This window comes from Microcoleus sp. AR_TQ3_B6, assembly GCF_036702785.1.
Classification (GTDB): Bacteria; Cyanobacteriota; Cyanobacteriia; order Cyanobacteriales; family Microcoleaceae; genus Microcoleus.
Genome location: NZ_JAUBVJ010000001.1, coordinates 35,086 through 51,534 on the forward strand (window position 1 = coordinate 35,086; position 16,449 = coordinate 51,534).

Here is a 16,449-nt window from a genome sequence, read left to right on the forward strand (position 1 = left end):
GGTTAAAACCCCCGCCTCATAGCGAAAGTCCTCTTAAGAGGACTGAATAATTTATTGAAAATTATCCTATTTGTGGGTAAAAAAATCGCCAATAATTTTAGTGCATATCAAGATAATACCTCGGTCGAATCAAATTACCTAAAGAAAATATGATTCCCTAGTCCTCTTTAGAGGACTTTTGCTATGAGACAGGGGTTTCAACCCCTGTCGGACAGTCGGAATATCGCAAATCTCGGACTGTTAGATTACAGTCGGAATCTGGCAAATCTCGGACTGTTAGATTACAGTCGGAATATCGCAAATCTCGGACTGTTAGATTACAGTCGGAATCTGGCAAATCTCGGACTGTTAGATTACAGTCGGAAGCTGGCAAATCTCGGACTGTTAGATTACAGTCGGAAGCTGGCAAATCTCGGACTGTTAGATTACAGTCGGAATCTGGCAAATCTCGGACTGTACGAATCTCGGACTGTCAGTGCGCGACAGTTGGCTGATGCGTTAACATAAAAATAGAGCAGTTTGCGATCGCCCGCAACGCATTTCAGGGAAACAGCCTACCGATTTGAGATTTGAGCATTACGACCGCGGACAAACAGGAATACCTCAATGATCCCAATTAGTCTCGACTCCGTTATCAGTATCCTGACAGCCATTCCCTTCGGCACCATCAAAGACAAGTTTCAGCGCAACGAAACAGTCATCAAATTATTAAAAAGATTTAACCTCGAACCCGACGCACCGCCAGCCGATTTCAGTGGAATCTATGTTTATACTTTAGTAGAGTATGGCGCTGGCAAACCCAAGCAGATTTTAGAACTGTTTCGCCAAAAAGAGATTGAATCAGCATTTCGCAAAGCTTTCGAGTCCGATAGCCCAGCCATTTTAATTAAAGCAGGCGATGACTATCTGAATGAGAGTGCTTTAGGCAAAGAAATTCGAGATTTAGGCATTGACCCCAGACGGGAATTCATGGCATTTGCCGCCGTGTTTATGGAAGTAGCAAAGCGGACGCGAACGCCCGGAGAGGTGATGGTGGGAAATGCGATCGCCTCTCTGCAAAAACGCCTATCTATGGTAATGGAACGCATCGAACGCCTCCCCACCCTCGAAGGAATTCGCACCGAAATTGCACGGTTAGAAGCCGAAGATTCTCCCGCCCTTCACGCGGCAGAATCAACTAATATTCAAAAGTCTCAAGCTTTTATTTTATCACAGCAAGTTCGAGGTTGGTTTGAAACATTAAGTTATAAGTTTGAGCCATATCAAATCTCGGAGGATAACTATTTTGAATGGATTATCAATGTCCCGGTTAGACGCAATCGCTACGATCGCATTTTAGTACGCGGAATTGCCGGAGAAGCCGGACTCAGGGATATCTCAGCTTTGCGCGAGTCCGTGGAAAAACATCGCACCGATGAAGGGTGGTTAGTCACAGCCCGCCGCATCAGTCGCGCCGCGCGGGATGAAGTAGAGAAAGCCGAAAATCGTAATTTAGCTTGCTATACGTTTGATGAATTACTCGACCAAGATGCCGATTTTACCGCTTATCTCGATTGGCTAGAAACTGAAATAACCAGCCGAGGAATTGATACAAAATATGTGCCGCTAGCCTGTACGAAAGAAGAAATAGACCCCGATACTCAGCGCAAGATAGGGGTGAGTCATTATGACGGTCGAGATGGCTGGATCGAAGGTTATATTGACCTGTGGTTAGATGACCCAGTTAAAGAACATATTTCAGTTTTAGGAGAATTTGGGACGGGGAAAACTTGGTTTGCGATGCACTATGCTTGGATGGCACTGCAACGCTACCGAGATGCTCAAAAACGCGGCTTAGAACGTCCGCGTTTGCCGTTAGTAATTCCTTTGCGAGATTACGCCAAAGCAGTTAGTGTCGAGTCGCTGTTTTCCGAGTTTTTCTTTCGGAAACACGAGATACCTTTGGCGGGTTATTCGGCCTTTGAACAACTCAATCGCATGGGCAAGTTTCTGCTAATTTTTGATGGTTTTGATGAAATGGCCGCTAAGTGCGATCGGCAGGAAATGATTAACAACTTTTGGGAATTAGCCAAAACCGTCGTTCCCGGCGCAAAAGTTCTCCTCACTTGCCGTACCGAACATTTTCCTGAAGCCAAGGAAGGACGGGCATTATTAAATGCAGAACTGCAAGCATCAACAACTATTTTAACAGGCGAAACTCCGCAATTTGAAGTATTAGAACTAGAAAAATTTAACGACGAGCAAATTCGGCAAGCGCTGTCATTTCAAACAGAAGCGGCGACTGTCGAAAAAGTGATGGGAAGCCCGCAACTATTGGATTTAGCGCGTCGCCCGGTGATGACCGAGTTAATTTTGGAAGCATTGCCCGATATTGAAGCTGGAAAACCCGTCGATATGTCGCGGATTTATCTGTATGCGGTGCGGCGGAAGATAGAGAGAGATATCAAAGCAGAACGTACTTTTACTTCTTTAGCAGATAAGCTTTACTTTTTGTGCGAACTGTCTTGGGAAATGCTGTCTACCGACCAAATGAGCCTGAATTATCGCGGTTTTCCCGATCGCATCCGCAGCTTGTTTGGTTCCATCGTGCAAGAGGAAAAAGACTTAGACCACTGGCACTATGACATGATGGGTCAAACGATGCTGATCCGCAATGCAGATGGGGATTATACTCCGGCGCACCGTTCGCTGTTAGAGTTTTTTGTCGCTTATAAATTTGCAGCGGAATTGGGAGTTTTGGCCGCAGATTTTACCGAATTAGTTGCGCCTGAACAGTCTTGTGTCAACCCTGATACAGAACCTCGATCGTACACTTGGTCTAATTATTGTCGGCTTCAGGCCCAGAAGAGAAATCAGAAGGAACTTATCGCGCCTTTGAAGGGATTTGTTTCTGAAAAATTAAGTGAACTTCGTCAAAGTTTCGGACAAACGCCACTAACGAAAGCAGTCATGGATTTGTTGTTGCCGATGCTTTCAGAAACCGGGGTTTTGCCGCTTATGGAAATCCTGGAAGCAACGCGGGGTAAAACTGAAAGCGAGGTGGGTTATGTGGGAGGGAATGCGGCGACGCTGTTGGTGAAAAAGGACAATGCTGCTTTAGAAGGAAAAAACCTCTCTAGTGCAGTTATTTTAGGTGCTGATTTTACAAATGCGACGCTGCGCCACGTCAATTTGGCTGAAGCGAATTTGGCTAATTCTGCTTTTACTAACATCTTCGGCAGTGTTCGATCTGTAATATTTAGTCCGGATGGAAAACTGTTAGCTACAGGTGATAGTGATGGCCTAGTTCGCTTGTGGGAAGCTAGCAGTGGCAAAGAAATATTGACCTGTAAAGGACATACCAACATCGTGGAGTCTGTCGCCTTCAGTCCAGACGGCGAGATACTTGCTAGCGGGAGTTATGACAAAACAATCAAGTTATGGGATGTCAATACTGGTGAATGTTTAAAAGTTTTGCAGGGACATACGGAATCAGTAATGTCTGTCACCTTCAATCCTGATGGAAATATACTCGCTAGTGGGAGTTTCGATCGCACGGTAAGGTTATGGGATATCCGCAGGGGTGAATGCTGCAAAATTTTGCAAGACCATACTAAAGGTGTATTTTCAGTTGCTTTCCATCCTGCTGGTGAGATGCTTGCCAGTGGAAGCGGCGACAGAACCGTGAGGCTATGGAATATCGGTACTGGTGAATGTCTCAAAACTTTGCAAGGTCATACTAAAAACCTGTTTTCAGTTGCTTTCGATTCTGCTGGTGAAATACTTGCTAGTGGAAGCGCCGACAAAACAGTGAAGCTGTGGAATATCGGTAGCGGTGAATGTGTCAAAACTTTGGAGGGACATTTCGATCAAGTACGGTCTATCGCCTTTAGTCCTTCGGGCGAAATACTCGCAAGTGGAAGTTACGATCAAACAGCGAAGCTGTGGGATATCCGCACTGGTGAATGCTTGAATACTTTGCAAGGGCACAGCAATACAGTAGGGTCAGTGGCTTTCCATCCTGCTGGTGAAATACTTGTTAGCGGTAGTTACGACCAAACGCTGAGGCTGTGGGCCATCGACAGCGGTGAATGCTTGAATACGCTGCAAGGGCATAGCACTAAAGTAAGGTCCGTAGCCTTTAGTCCAAACGGTGAAATTCTTGCCAGCGGCGATGACCAACAAACAATCAGGCTGTGGGATGTCAACACTGGTGAATGCCTCCAAATCTTGCAGGGTCATCTCGATCGGGTACATTTAGTTGCCTTCCATCCAAACGGTGAAATACTTGCTAGCGGAAGTTATGACCAAACGGTGAGGCTGTGGGATATCCGCAGTGGTGAATGCCTCAATATTTTGCCAGAGAGTGGAAAAAAAGTACGGTCGATCGCCTTTAGTTCTTCGGGTGAAATACTTGCCAGTGGTAGTAGTTATAACCAAACGGTGAGGCTGTGGGATATCCGCAGTGGTGAATACCTCAAAACCTGGCAAGGGCATAAAAGTTCATTATACTCGGTTGCTTTAAGTCCTTTGGCCGAGATATTTGCCAGTACAGGTTATGACGGAACGGTGAGGCTGTGGGATATCCATACTGGTGAATGCCTCCAAATCTTGCAGGGGCATACGGGTTGGGTACGGGCGATCGCCTTTAGCCATAACGGTGAAATACTTGCCACTGGAAGTGTCGATCAAACAGTAAGACTATGGGATATCAACAGCGGTGAATGCCTCAATATTTTTCACGGGCATACTGATTGGATACGTTCAGTGGCCTTTAGTTATTCGGGTGAGTTAGTTGCTAGTGGAAGTGTCGATCGCACGGTAAGATTATGGGATATTCGTACAGGTGAGTGTCTAAAAATTTTGCAAGGTCATACCAGTAGTATTAACTCATTTGCCTTAAATTATGATGGTAAATTGGTTGCTACTTGCAGTCGGGATGGCACAATTATGATTTGGGAAGTTGAGACTGGTGAGTGCCTTAAAATACTCAAAAGTGACCGACCTTATGAACGCATGAATATCAAGGGTGTTACGGGTTTAACGGAAGCTGTAAAAGCCACGCTCAAAGCTTTAGGGGCTATTGAAAATTAATCATCGCCAAGGAGAAACTATGTAGTCAGCAATACGGATTACAACCAAAGTTCTGGCAGGAAATAAACTTGAAATTCAAGTGCCGCCTGGATCTGTGGGCGAAGAGGTTGAAGTTTTTGTGATTATACCAGAAAAGCCTTGACCAACTTTTTTTGATAGTTTGAATATGTTTTCTGACGACTTTATGCTAGTCAGAGATCAATTGTCTTTGGAGACGAGAGAGGCTTTTGAATAGGACTTACGCACGGGTAGTCAGAAACCGGGTTTTTTCGACAATACTTCGTTGAGGCCAGCAGATTCGGCCAAAAACCCGGTTTCTTGTCGAAGTGCGCGCGGGTAACCAGAAACCGGGTTTTTTCGATAATACTTCGTTGAGACCAGCAGAAACGGCCAAAAACCCGGTTTCTAACGTAGCCTACTGACTAAACTGTTGAGCGTAGTAGCCAGCATAGCGAGATCCCTTTTCCAGCAACTCCTCGTGGGTCCCAGATTCGACAATTCTGCCTTTTTCCAAAACTAAAATGCGATCGGCTCTCCGCACAGTAGCCAAGCGGTGAGCGATAATAAAAACCGTGCGATCGCGCATCAATCTTTCCAGCGCTTCCTGCACTAAACCTTCGGATTCCGAATCCAGCGCCGATGTCGCTTCATCCAAAATCAAAATTCTGGGAGCGAGCAGAACTGCACGGGCGATCGCAATTCTTTGTTTTTGCCCGCCAGATAAGTTTACACCCCTTTCTCCTACCCAAGTTTGATAGCCCTCGGGAAACTGACTAATAAATTGATGAGCGTTAGCAATCTCCGCAGCTTTTTGAACATCTTTCAGTTCATAATAAGATTGACCGAAAGCGATATTTTGAGCAATTGTACCAGAAAAAAGAATAGTTTCCTGCGGTACAATTCCGATTTGCCTCCGCAGAGTATTTAACGTGACATCTTGAATATCAATACCGTCAATTAAAATCTGTCCCCCTTGCGGATCGTAAAATCGGGGTAACAAGTTTACTAAAGTAGTTTTACCCGCACCCGATGCGCCCACCAAAGCAATCATTTCTCCGGGAAGCACCAACAAACTCATGTTTTGCAGAATGGGTGTCTCTGAGTTATAGGCAAAATTAATGTTGCGGTATTCGACTTTGCCTGTAACATGGGGAAGTTCGATCGCCCCAGGTTTTTCAACTACTGTTGGTTTAATTGCTAATAATTCAAAAATGCGATCGCTAGAAGCTTCTCCCTGCTTAAAATCCCCGTAATTAGCAGTTGTAATAGCGATCGGGTCAATTAAAAGTGCCACCCCTGCGATATAGCTGATAAATTGAGTACCAGTGAGATTTCCTTGAGCAATTTGCCAACCTCCCAGGAAAAAGAGCAAAATCACGCTCATCGCTTCCAGAAAGCCAACTACAACGAACTGAAGTGCTTTTACTCGTTCTGACAGATACTTAGCGCGGCGGTTTTGTTCTGCTTCTTCTGCAAAGCGGGCAATTTCGTAGTCTTCAGCTACAAATGCTTTGATTAAACGAATGCCGCTAAATACTTCTGTCAGCAAAGCTGATAAATCAGAGATGCGATTTTGACTTTGGCGCGAGTAACTCAGCAGTCTCTCGCCAAACCAGCCAATTAAGATAGCCATCAGCGGTGCAATAATTAATGCACCCAAGGTTAATTGCCAGTTGAGATAAATCATATATCCCATGACCGCAATTAGCTGCAAAACACAAGGGATAAACTGATGAAAAAATTTATTTACGACTTCGCCAATGCGGTCAATATCTTCTGTGAGGCGGTAGGATAAGTCTCCCGTTTTGGCAGTTTCAAAGTAGCCAAGATTGAGAGTTTGGAGGTGGGAGTAGACTTTTTTGCGGATTTCTAAAGCAATAGTCAAAGCTGCTTTTGCCATCAGCGTATCTTGACCGTACTGGGCTGTACCGCGAATTAGAAAGATAATGGCGCTGAGTGCAGCAATTTGAGCGAACCCTTGTAAATCTCCTTTACCTATAAATTTGGCAGTTTCGCCAACTAGCCACGCTATAATCGGCCAAAATATGGTAAATACTACGGTACAAGCTAATGCTTTACCGATGGTTTGTTTTTGGGGACGGAGGTAGGGTAAGATTTGCCAGTATGTCGATCGAGTTTTCAAGATATTTTACCTCTGTAAGTTGTGTTTCTACAGATATCTGAGCCAGAATATGATAACAGCGATCGGGCCAATCTCAACAATCATTCTTCACGGAAAGCATCCCGGATACAAAGCCCCCGGATTCATCCGTGGGGTTAATTGTCCCATTCTTCAATTCTTTAATCTAAAATCTAAAATCTAAAATCTAAAATCATTCTTCGAGTCCCCCGGCGCCCTCCTTAAAAAGGGGGGACAAGATTATTATTCAAAGTTTCCCTTTTTAAGGGGGATGCGAGGGGCTCTCTGCGTAATATCATGTCCCGTCGAGGAACCGCGATTTTTGTAGATACTGTCTTGACCTGTTAAGAGGTAGCGATCGCATAATGGGGGTCGAAAGGCTTTTGGGATTTTAAAATACCCAAAGCCAAATGCACCAATTTCCGCATCAAAGCACCAATTACCTGCATTTTGACCTGGCCACGACCCAATAATCGCTCACTCATTGCTTTCAACAAACGGTGATGACGCATCGCCACTACCGCTGGCATATACAACGCTTTTTGCAGTCGGACGTTTCCGGTGCACGATCAACGAGTTTTGCCTTTAACGGAAGTCGCAGAACTCCGTTGGCGGGCGTGTTAAACTGGCGCTGCCAATTGACGAGCATTATCGCAATCAGAAACATCACCAATTTCAGCTAATAATATAGAAGCTGTTAAATCGTTAATGCCAGGAATTGAAGTCAACAGCTCGCGCTGTTGTTTTAAGTGCGGGTATTGGTCAAAATGGTCACCAATCAGTTTTTTGATTAGTTGTTGTTGCTGCGGAAGATAGTCCCAATGTTCCTGGGTAAGGGCAGCAACTGTTGGCGTAGCCGTTTCCAAACGGTTTTGTACGCTCGTCATCATTTCTGTGACTGATTCGAGACGCCGTAACGCCGGCTTGTAGTTCCTTGAGTTCGGGCGCAGTAGGTGTCCATAATGATGGTTTGATTGCCGCACAAAAACGGGCAATGAATGTTGCATCTACGGAATCTGTTTTAGTTCTCAGAAGTTCGCTTTTGGCAAACCCTTTAATCGGAGCTGGATTGACGATACTTACCTGAAAGCCTTCCCCATAAAGGAATTCTGCTAAGGCGTCACGCCAAAATGCTAGTGGCTTCCATACAAGCATGAAGTTCAACTAGACTTTGTTGTTTGAGCTAGTTATGTAAACTCTCAAACCCTTGAGTATTATTAGTAAAATTTTGGGGTTTAGTCGCAGGACCTTCTCTGAGCAATCAGACATGAAAGTCTCTTGTACTGATGTCTATGCCTAAGACTGTTGTCATTATTTGTTCTCCATGTACTCCGATATATTAAAGAACTTGAGAGGCAATTAATACTAACAAGAGTGAATGCAGGCTTTCTCGATCGTGTCGAGATCCTAAGATACCGCCTGTGCTTGGTGCGCCTGTCATCAGTAATGGGACCTTATCTACATAACAGACTTGTTTAGTCTAAGGGGGGGCAACTTCACCTATTTCTGATGTCCTTAAACAGCACTTTCTACTGAAACTTGCACCAGCAGTGTCAGAAACTTTTGTTGTTTCTTTAGATTTACCTTAAATAAGGTACGATCGCCTGATGATCGGTACGATCGCCTACTTGTCGGTACGATCGCCTGATGATCGGTACGATCGCCTGAATCAATCAGGCGATCGACCGTCCTCACTCTTTTAAGATACAAGGGGCGGGTTTCACCAACAATAATTGCCTCAAACGGATCATCTCGTAAACCCGCCCTCTGACTCACGAACAGGGCAAATCTCAAGAATCGAAAGGCTTAATCCACGATCGCCCGATCGCCCAATCCAAAACCCAACCCGCGATCGCAAACAATACTACACTCTCGGCACCGCGAACAGCAAACGGCAATAACTCCTGTAGGGCGGGCATCTTCCCGGCTTCAAAAAACAATCCAGCATCCAATTGTCCAAAAGCCCGCACCAACCCAAAAGCCAACACCGCACCAGATTTAAGCTGCGGGTTAACATCTCGGCGAATCGCATAGCGGTAAGTCACGCCGAACAAAAAACCGCCCAAAATTGCGATCGCCCCTCGGAAGGCAAAATTTAGGTCAATTTCCCTTACCTGCAAACTCGCCAGAGAATCCAACCTATCCGCTAGAATTAAGCTATTACCCAGAGCGATCGCCCCAAAACCCAGCAAACAAGACAAAGCAGCAACACTCCCTGCCTTCAAAGATTCTACCCGTTCAGCGGCACTAAAATTTGACGAGTCCTTCACGGCGTCCTCATTCTTAAAATAGCTCAAATTGATTTATCATCAGAAAATTGGGTAGAAACCTCGTCCTTTTAGGACGGCTTTATATTACAATATAATTGGTCAACGACCCACCCGAGACGATGGATCAAACAGCCTATACGAGCGAAGTTCAGCCTTGTGCTGGCGGCGAAGCAAAATCGGTAGACCGGGAAAAGAGGATAGGGCAATGGTAAACATCCCTAGAATCAAAACTACAAAGAATTCCCTTTGGTATTCGACACGTAAAAACCGCAGGGCTTGCGGGGTTAGTCTGTGGAGCGAACATAAGACCAAATCTCTTTTAGGGTGGAGGCAGTGGCGAAGAAGCAGAAATTCAAATCGTGAGGTTTGAGAATCCCCGTACCTTCAGGTCGGGGTGGATGTCAAAAGGTTTGGAGTCACTTTGTACAGTTTGTTCAATAAATAGCTATGGATATTTTGTCACTCGGTTGGGTTTCGGTGCTAGTTCTGTTCTCCTTCTCAATTTCAATGGTCATTTGGGGACGCAACGGTTTCTAGATTCCACAATAGCTTGCGGGGCGAGCTTTTTAACTGCCCCGCATTTTTGGTTCATGCTATTTAACCAAATCAAAATAACACGAGTTGTAAACATGACTGCCAAAAAAATATTAATGCTAGTCGGCGACTTTGTAGAAGACTACGAAGTAATGGTTCCCTTCCAAGCACTGCAAATGGTAGGTCACACCGTCCACGCCATCTGCCCGGACAAAGCAGCAGGCCAAACAATTCGCACCGCAATTCACGACTTTGAAGGCGATCAAACCTACAGCGAAAAACCCGGTCACAACTTCACTTTAAACGCGACTTTTGACGAAATCAACCCGGCCGACTACGACGCTTTGATTGTCCCGGGAGGACGCGCCCCAGAATACATCCGCCTCAACGAACAAGTGCTGCAAATTACCCGCTACTTTGCCAACAGCAAAAAGCCGATCGCATCTATTTGCCACGGCTTACAGGTTCTAACAGCAGCAGGCGTACTCGAAGGCAAACGCTGCACCGCATACCCCGCTTGCAGCCCCGACGTACTCCGGGCCGGCGGCAAATATACAGAAGTTCCAGTTACCGAAGCCGTAGTTGATGGCAATTTAGTCACCGCCCCCGCGTGGCCAGCACATCCTAACTGGCTGGCCCAATTCCTGAAAGTTTTGGGAACGAAGATCGAACATTCAGAAACAATCCTCGTTTCGTGAATGATAAATAGGAATTACGCTGTAAAACCTGGTTGATACGCAACAGGTAATTGGTAATTGCCAATTGTCCTTTATTCACCCTTGACAAGCGAATTTCAAAGGTGGTACCCGCCACGTGATTTATCCGTGGAATCAATCCCAAATCGAAAATCGAAAATTCTCAAGAAAGAGCATTTATCCGTGGGAGCAATCTAAAATCTAAAATCTAAAATCTAAAATCGATTGACTTTTTCCCTCAAAATCCCTCATTAAAATTAGTTAAATCCGGATTCACTGCGCGTTGCCGAACTTCCTTCAGACGATGAAAATCTTAACAGTCAAAGTAAAACCTAATTCCAAACAGCAAAGCATCGCAGAACAACCAGACGGCAGTCTTACAGTACATCTCAAATCGCCGCCAGTCGAGGGTAAAGCCAATCAAGAATTAATCATGCTGTTGGCGAAAAAGTTTAAAGTGCCGAAATCTGCGATCGGCATTAAATCCGGTTTTTCCTCCAGAAATAAACTTGTGGAAATTCCAATGGAACCTTTAACTTTGAAATAAAGGTAATAACAAATCTATCTAAAGAGGGATTGAGACTCAAATTTAAAATCATAGATTAGTAGTTGTAGAGTTAGAATATAAAATTATGAGCATTGAAAATAGAGTCGAAGCAACAGCGAAGAATATTGAAGGCAAAATCCAAGAAGCTGTTAGCGAAGTTACAGGCAATCAGAAAGATAAATTAGAAGGTCAATCCAAGCAGGACGAAGCATCAGCAATTCACCTGAAAGAAGACCTGAAAGATAAAGCAAAAGAGATTGTAGACCAAGCTTAGTAACAGTATTCGCTACAATTTTCCTGCCTACTAAATCCCGCAAACGATATGTTTGCGGGATTTTTTCTTATAAGGATCCTAAATCATTTGTACCAATATGTAGGAGCGGGTTTTACCAACCATAATTACCAAAAACTAACCATCTCATCAACCCGCCCCCACCCACAAAAAAATTCCGAATTAATTGAATTTAACGGTTGGGCGACGATGCTTCATCGGGGTTATTCGTTGGGTGGGGGGTGGTTTATCAACATTATTGGTGCGTGGCCAAATTTATCGGCGAACCGCCCCTACAGATTCTAGTAATTGATAATGCAAAAGCATTAATTGTGTGGCGGGAATTGTCTCCATTGCATAATTTGTGCCATCTTGATGAGAAAATTCTACCTCAAAAGCACTGCCATCAAATTCCATCACAACTGTTCCTACTTGTCATGAAAGATAATTTAATGATTTGTTTTGTTTCAAAACGGGTTGCTTGTAAGTCTTCTGTTAAAGCAACAATATGTAGGTCTTTAATTGTTTTCATTATTTTTACCTCACTTTTTGACCTGGCTGGGGGCGGGTCGATCGAGATTAGTCCGGGAGGCAGAAACCCGGTTTTTATATCAATTCCGGTAACACCGGAATGATAGTCCGTGGGGGGTAGTCCGTGGTTCGTGGAGGAGTGTGGAATTATTGACCTTGACAAGCGAATTTCAAAGGTGGTACCCGCCACGTGATTTATCCGTGGAATCAATCCAAAATCGATTTTCGAAAATCCTCAAGAAAGAGCATTTATCCGTGGGGTCAATCTAAAATCGAAAATTTAAAATCTAAAATCGATTGACTCGATCGTGCCCATCCAACCGGAAACGATATTACTGAAATACTGCATCCCGCCCTTTAACTAGGAGTGAAAAACCCAGTTTCTTTAGTTCTGATGCGTCTGTTCTAAAGATTGTTGGCGCGCGGCAAAATTCACCGGGGAACCCGCCCCATGCCCCAGGCGATTTGAGATTTTAGATTAAAATTACCAATCAATCTCCAATCTCAAATCTCAAATTGCCCCATGCTGATGCCCACAAAAAAGCCAGGGATGGATATCCCCAGCTCGAAACATAGCACAATTAGTTTTGAGAGTTCGTAGGGCGATCGTTTCAGAATCGACCCCACCCACTTTTACCCAAATTAAATCAGGGTAATGTCAGAAGCCGTAATGCCCGGTTTTTGATTCAGAATTGCCAGCGTAACGCCTGGGTTAGAACCAGCAATACCGTCAGGGTCAAATCCTAGTCGTCCGTCTTCATTTTGATAAAAGAGGAACGCTTGGTTTGTAGCCGCCCCGGCTGGAGCAAAACTGCCAGTGTAAGTCCCCGTCTCAAGCACCAAGAACGACCTGGCAGAAAGTCGATTCGTACCTTCCACTGCACTCAAGCCAGGGAAGCCCTTGAACTCAAAGATAAACTTGTCTTGACCGACCGTAAAATCGCCGATTTGGTCTGGGTTACTACCCAATGGGCTGCCGACGGTGGTGCCGATGGTGACGCCCTCGCCGAAGTTGTTGTAGTAGAAGCTGTCATTGCCACTGCCACCAATCAGCGTGTCAGCACCAGGCCCGCCGGCGATAGAGTCGTTACCGTCGCCCGCGATCAAATAGTCGTTCCCAAAGCCGCCCAAGATCGTGTCGTTTCCGCCACCGGCATCTAAGGTATCGTCCCCGTCAACTCCTGGGGTGATAAGATTGGTGGGGCCGCCGAACAGTATGTCATCGCCAGCACCGGTAGTTATGGAATCCCTGCCGTTGCCACCAGTGATGAAGTTGCTACCTAAGTTATCAGTAATGACGTTTGTCGTTGTCACACCGGTAAAGTTGACACCAGTAGCATAAGAGATGGTGTCGTTACCGCCAAACGTGCCAATTAATCGATCGCCCGTGTTGCCAAACAGGATGTTGTCATTTCCTTCACCACCGTTCATGAAGTTGGAGGCGCTCCTGTTGCCAATTAACAGATCGTTGCCGAGCCCGCCGTCGAGAGTAATCAACGTAGCACTAGTACCGGCAAAAGAAGCATTGAGCGTATCGTTGCCGTCTGCACCGGAGGCTTGAGTAAAGATGCCGCTCAAGCTGTCATTGCCTTCGCCGCCGATCATTGTATCCGTCGAAAAAGCTGCAACGATCGTGTCGTTGCCCACTCCGCCGTCGAGCGAGTTGCGGCCCGCGAAGCCGGGAAAGTCACTCCGTGCGCCTACACTCGAAAATGCAGTCACCGTCCCCGACACGATGAAGTCGTCGCCTGCACCTCCCAGCGCGGTATCATTCGTGGCAAAAACCCTGATCGTGTCGTTGCCGTCGCCGCCGTCAAAGAAGTTTCTGCCGCCGCCAAACTCGCCGATCGGGCCGTAGAGAGAATCGTTGCCCTCACCGCCCATCAAGGTGGTTCTCTCAATGCCGATCGTGAAGACTGTCGTACCAAACGAGCTGGTTTGCGTAGTGTTGGTAATGACTAAGGTGTCGTTGTCAAGATCGCCGGACAGGTAGCTGTTGCTAGCCACACCACGTAGCGTGTCGTTGTCTTTACCGCCAAAGAGACTGTCTCTTACATTGATACCTACAACTAAGTCGGCGCCCAAATCACCCCGCAAGTAGTTGCCGCCTTCATTGCCAGCGAAGCCTCCGGTTAGGGGAAGACCGAGGTTGTTGCCACCGCCTGCGATGAAGAAGCCTATGGAGTCATTGCCCTTGCCGCCGTAGAGGGTGTCTCTTCTCTGCGCCCCTCCCAGCAACGTATCTGCCCCCTCATTACCAAAAATGAGGTTAGCTTCAACAGTACCTTGGATCAAGTCTTCTCCCAAACCGCCGTATATGCTAGCGCGGGCTTCAGCGACTATGGTGTCATTGCCGGAGTCGCCAAACAGCAAAGCCGGAGTCCGCTGGGATCTGATTGAGTCTTCGTTCTCGCCGCCGTACAGGGTATCGTTCGGGCCAACTGAAATCAGAGTATCGTTATCGGCTTGGCCAAATATTAAGCTGCCGCCCAGGGTGGAAGTTCTAACGAAATCCGCTCCGGCTCCGGCGAAGATTGTATCCGGGCCCAGTCCCGGAAGGTTTAAATCTAGTTGATTAGAATCGTCAGTTAACGTTGTCATACAGCTTCACTCCTCTACTTGTTGGTCATCGCTTGTGCGACTACAGACACTGCCTAGGACACCGAATGTTTGGATGCCGCTGTAGTTTAACCTGTTTGCCAGCCGCAAGTCTAGCCTACTGGCATTAACCCTGTCTAGACTTTCTCCCTCGCGGACTTTTTGCTTGTAAGCTTTTATATTCAATGTCTTCACCCTTTAATAACCCTTTTGCACAGTCTCAGGTGCTCACGCTCAAGAAGACGCGGCCCATATTCTTAATGTTCCATTGTGGATTGGCGGTCGGGGATCGCCTCCGGTGGAGGAAATTAAAGATTAAAAAAGGCAGGGGCGATCGGGAAGACAAGGGAAATTGGGAGATTTGTTACTTGCTAACAAGGCTTTGTGGCAATGGACGGTTTTCCAGGCAGGGCCGTCATTTAATAATTCTGGCCTCCATCGAACCGAGTACCGCTCCGGGCTTTAAAAGTCTACGCCCCGCTTTAGTTCTACGCCCCGATCGCCGTAGTGTTTGTGACAGTATACCTCGGAGTGTACGCTTGCCAAGTCAAAGTAAGCGTGGGGTTTGTGGCAGCGCCCGGTGATAATAATTTCTGTATCCCGCGGCTTGCGTAGCAGGGCTTCTACGATCGGCTCTACTGGCAGTAGTTCTAAGTCTACTGTGGGATTGAGTTCGTCGAGAATAATCGTTTTGTACCAGCCGCTGGCGATCGCACATTTGGCGATTTCCCAGCCGCGTTCTGCTTCGATGCAGTCTAACTCTTGCTGTTGTCCCCGCCAAACTATAGCATCTCGGCCGCACCGCTGGTGGTCTACTAGCGGAGGGTAGCTTTGCCGCAAAGCCGAGATCGCAGCATCTTCTGTATAACCGGTGCCGCCTTTGAGCCACTGCACGATTAACACCCGGTGAGATTGGTCTTGACTGATACCCCTACCTATTGCCTGTAAAGCTTTGCCTAATGCGCTCGTAGACTTGCCTTTGCCCGCTCCCGTGTATATTTCGATACCTGAAATATGATGCTCGGTGGCTGCGGGGTGATAGTGGGGCTTCATTTCTGAGTGCAAGTCGGCAATATCCAGCAAAGCGGACGGGGCTGCTCGGCCTGTGGCGATTACTTCTAAAGATTCTGGTTTGTTTTTCAAGGTTTGGACTACTTCGTCACAGGGCAGCAAACCCAAGTCCAATACCGGGTTTAGTTCGTCTAGTACCACCACGGAATAGAGATCGCTGGCGATCGCTCCTTTGGCGATATCCCATCCTCGCTGAGCTTCTGCGCGATCGAAGCGGGTGATTGCTTCGGCCCCAAAATATTCGGCTCTGCCGGTGCGCACTTGGTCGATCAAGTGCGGAAATGCCCGTTGCAAGGCTTCTATTGCTCCGTCTTCGTCATAGGAGCGGCCGGGCCCTTTGAGAAAGCGCAGCAACAAAACTCGCGTGGGCGAGTCAGAATTGATACCCAGCCCGATCGAGCGCAACACTACTCCCAAAGCTGCCTGAGACTTGCCTTTTCCAGCGCCGTCGTAGACGTGAATCTGACCCGCGGCGCGTTCCGACCGGGATGAGGCTGTCCGAATACCAATGCCATTCCTTACCATAATCAGCAGTTATTTGAGTCTGTATCGGGGTGGGTATTCGATCGCGCCCCTTGAATATTTAATTTTTCCATTCTGTTGGCGGATCTCCACAGATTATACGATAAGTCCTAACCCCCAATTTTTTAAGCAGCGATCGAACGCAATCAGGGACTCCTACCTGCCGTTAAGATTATTCCGCTTGTGCTGTACAATTA

General features: G+C 46.5%; 17 protein-coding genes. 6 read left to right on the forward strand and 11 right to left on the reverse strand.

Annotation, left to right across the window (positions count from 1 at the left end; all coding sequences use genetic code 11):
- Positions 1 to 183 precede the first annotated feature (183 nt).
- The gene (locus QUB56_RS00180; protein ID WP_332952128.1) at positions 184 to 507 is read left to right on the forward strand and encodes a hypothetical protein; all 324 of its coding nucleotides are present in this window, start codon (positions 184 to 186) and stop codon (positions 505 to 507) included.
- Between the two features lie 99 nt (positions 508 to 606).
- Positions 607 to 5,073: a WD40 domain-containing protein gene (locus tag QUB56_RS00185; protein WP_332952130.1), complete on the forward strand. Its 4,467-nt coding sequence runs from the start codon at positions 607 to 609 to the stop codon at positions 5,071 to 5,073.
- 415 nt (positions 5,074 to 5,488) lie between these two features.
- Here QUB56_RS00185 and QUB56_RS00190 read toward each other — a convergent pair whose 3' ends face one another.
- From QUB56_RS00190 to QUB56_RS00210, 6 genes are all read right to left on the reverse strand, one after another.
- Positions 5,489 to 7,216: an ABC transporter ATP-binding protein gene (locus QUB56_RS00190; RefSeq protein WP_332952133.1), complete on the reverse strand. Its 1,728-nt coding sequence runs from the start codon at positions 7,214 to 7,216 to the stop codon at positions 5,489 to 5,491.
- Between the two features lie 341 nt (positions 7,217 to 7,557).
- Positions 7,558 to 7,743, reverse strand: coding sequence for a hypothetical protein (locus QUB56_RS00195; RefSeq protein WP_332952134.1), 186 nt, complete (start codon positions 7,741 to 7,743; stop codon positions 7,558 to 7,560).
- Between the two features lie 90 nt (positions 7,744 to 7,833).
- Positions 7,834 to 8,103 carry a transposase gene (locus QUB56_RS00200; RefSeq protein WP_445243293.1) on the reverse strand — a complete coding sequence of 90 codons (270 nt, stop codon included), beginning with the start codon at positions 8,101 to 8,103 and terminating at the stop codon, positions 7,834 to 7,836.
- Positions 7,985 to 8,368, reverse strand: coding sequence for an IS110 family transposase (locus QUB56_RS37035; protein WP_445243294.1), 384 nt, complete (start codon positions 8,366 to 8,368; stop codon positions 7,985 to 7,987). The genes QUB56_RS00200 and QUB56_RS37035 overlap by 119 nt, the downstream gene beginning before the upstream one ends.
- Before the next feature lie 360 nt (positions 8,369 to 8,728).
- Positions 8,729 to 8,989, reverse strand: coding sequence for a hypothetical protein (locus tag QUB56_RS00205; protein ID WP_332952137.1), 261 nt, complete (start codon positions 8,987 to 8,989; stop codon positions 8,729 to 8,731).
- 14 nt (positions 8,990 to 9,003) lie between these two features.
- Entirely contained in the window at positions 9,004 to 9,483 is a 480-nt protein-coding gene (locus tag QUB56_RS00210) for a hypothetical protein (protein ID WP_332952138.1), read from the reverse strand.
- 447 nt (positions 9,484 to 9,930) lie between these two features.
- Here QUB56_RS00210 and petN point away from each other — a divergent pair, with 447 nt between their 5' ends.
- The 4 genes from petN to QUB56_RS00230 all read left to right on the forward strand — a co-directional run bounded on the left by petN (position 9,931) and on the right by QUB56_RS00230 (position 11,533).
- Positions 9,931 to 10,020: a cytochrome b6-f complex subunit PetN gene (petN, locus tag QUB56_RS00215; RefSeq protein ID WP_071883976.1), complete on the forward strand. Its 90-nt coding sequence runs from the start codon at positions 9,931 to 9,933 to the stop codon at positions 10,018 to 10,020.
- Positions 10,021 to 10,112: 92 nt separating this feature from the next.
- Positions 10,113 to 10,715: a DJ-1/PfpI family protein gene (locus tag QUB56_RS00220; protein ID WP_332952140.1), complete on the forward strand. Its 603-nt coding sequence runs from the start codon at positions 10,113 to 10,115 to the stop codon at positions 10,713 to 10,715.
- A 301-nt stretch (positions 10,716 to 11,016) separates the two neighbouring features.
- Positions 11,017 to 11,259 carry a DUF167 domain-containing protein gene (locus QUB56_RS00225; protein WP_332952142.1) on the forward strand — a complete coding sequence of 81 codons (243 nt, stop codon included), beginning with the start codon at positions 11,017 to 11,019 and terminating at the stop codon, positions 11,257 to 11,259.
- 85 nt (positions 11,260 to 11,344) lie between these two features.
- Positions 11,345 to 11,533, forward strand: coding sequence for a CsbD family protein (locus tag QUB56_RS00230; RefSeq protein ID WP_332952143.1), 189 nt, complete (start codon positions 11,345 to 11,347; stop codon positions 11,531 to 11,533).
- Positions 11,534 to 11,806: 273 nt separating this feature from the next.
- On the opposite strand, the gene QUB56_RS00235 is transcribed toward QUB56_RS00230, so the two are convergent.
- From QUB56_RS00235 to QUB56_RS00255, 5 genes are all read right to left on the reverse strand, one after another.
- On the reverse strand, positions 11,807 to 11,947 hold the full coding sequence (locus QUB56_RS00235) for a DUF4926 domain-containing protein (protein WP_332952144.1): 141 nt from the start codon (positions 11,945 to 11,947) through the stop codon (positions 11,807 to 11,809).
- Positions 11,937 to 12,062 (reverse strand): hypothetical protein, encoded by a 126-nt coding sequence (locus QUB56_RS00240; RefSeq protein ID WP_332952146.1) that lies wholly within the window; start codon positions 12,060 to 12,062, stop codon positions 11,937 to 11,939. Before QUB56_RS00240 ends, QUB56_RS00235 begins: the two co-directional genes overlap by 11 nt.
- A 641-nt stretch (positions 12,063 to 12,703) precedes the next feature.
- Entirely contained in the window at positions 12,704 to 14,662 is a 1,959-nt protein-coding gene (locus QUB56_RS00245) for a calcium-binding protein (RefSeq protein ID WP_332952149.1), read from the reverse strand.
- A 6-nt stretch (positions 14,663 to 14,668) separates the two neighbouring features.
- Entirely contained in the window at positions 14,669 to 14,845 is a 177-nt protein-coding gene (locus QUB56_RS00250) for a hypothetical protein (protein WP_332952151.1), read from the reverse strand.
- 276 nt (positions 14,846 to 15,121) lie between these two features.
- Entirely contained in the window at positions 15,122 to 16,255 is a 1,134-nt protein-coding gene (locus QUB56_RS00255) for a cob(I)yrinic acid a,c-diamide adenosyltransferase (RefSeq protein WP_332952153.1), read from the reverse strand.
- Positions 16,256 to 16,449 lie beyond the last annotated feature (194 nt).

Excerpts from the sequence above, each read along its gene's own strand:
- QUB56_RS00180 (WP_332952128.1), top strand. The coding sequence starts at position 184 with ATGAGACAGGGGTTTCAACCCCTGTCGGACAGTCGGAATATCGCAAAT.
- QUB56_RS00185 (WP_332952130.1), top strand. The coding sequence starts at position 607 with ATGATCCCAATTAGTCTCGACTCCGTTATCAGTATCCTGACAGCCATT.
- QUB56_RS00195 (WP_332952134.1), bottom strand. The coding sequence starts at position 7,743 with ATGCCAGCGGTAGTGGCGATGCGTCATCACCGTTTGTTGAAAGCAATG.
- QUB56_RS00200 (WP_445243293.1), bottom strand. The coding sequence starts at position 8,103 with ATGATGACGAGCGTACAAAACCGTTTGGAAACGGCTACGCCAACAGTT.
- QUB56_RS37035 (WP_445243294.1), bottom strand. The coding sequence starts at position 8,368 with ATGCTTGTATGGAAGCCACTAGCATTTTGGCGTGACGCCTTAGCAGAA.
- petN (WP_071883976.1), top strand. The coding sequence starts at position 9,931 with ATGGATATTTTGTCACTCGGTTGGGTTTCGGTGCTAGTTCTGTTCTCC.
- QUB56_RS00220 (WP_332952140.1), top strand. The coding sequence starts at position 10,113 with ATGACTGCCAAAAAAATATTAATGCTAGTCGGCGACTTTGTAGAAGAC.
- QUB56_RS00225 (WP_332952142.1), top strand. The coding sequence starts at position 11,017 with ATGAAAATCTTAACAGTCAAAGTAAAACCTAATTCCAAACAGCAAAGC.
- QUB56_RS00230 (WP_332952143.1), top strand. The coding sequence starts at position 11,345 with ATGAGCATTGAAAATAGAGTCGAAGCAACAGCGAAGAATATTGAAGGC.
- QUB56_RS00235 (WP_332952144.1), bottom strand. The coding sequence starts at position 11,947 with ATGGAATTTGATGGCAGTGCTTTTGAGGTAGAATTTTCTCATCAAGAT.
- QUB56_RS00240 (WP_332952146.1), bottom strand. The coding sequence starts at position 12,062 with ATGAAAACAATTAAAGACCTACATATTGTTGCTTTAACAGAAGACTTA.
- QUB56_RS00245 (WP_332952149.1), bottom strand. The coding sequence starts at position 14,662 with ATGACAACGTTAACTGACGATTCTAATCAACTAGATTTAAACCTTCCG.
- QUB56_RS00255 (WP_332952153.1), bottom strand. The coding sequence starts at position 16,255 with ATGGTAAGGAATGGCATTGGTATTCGGACAGCCTCATCCCGGTCGGAA.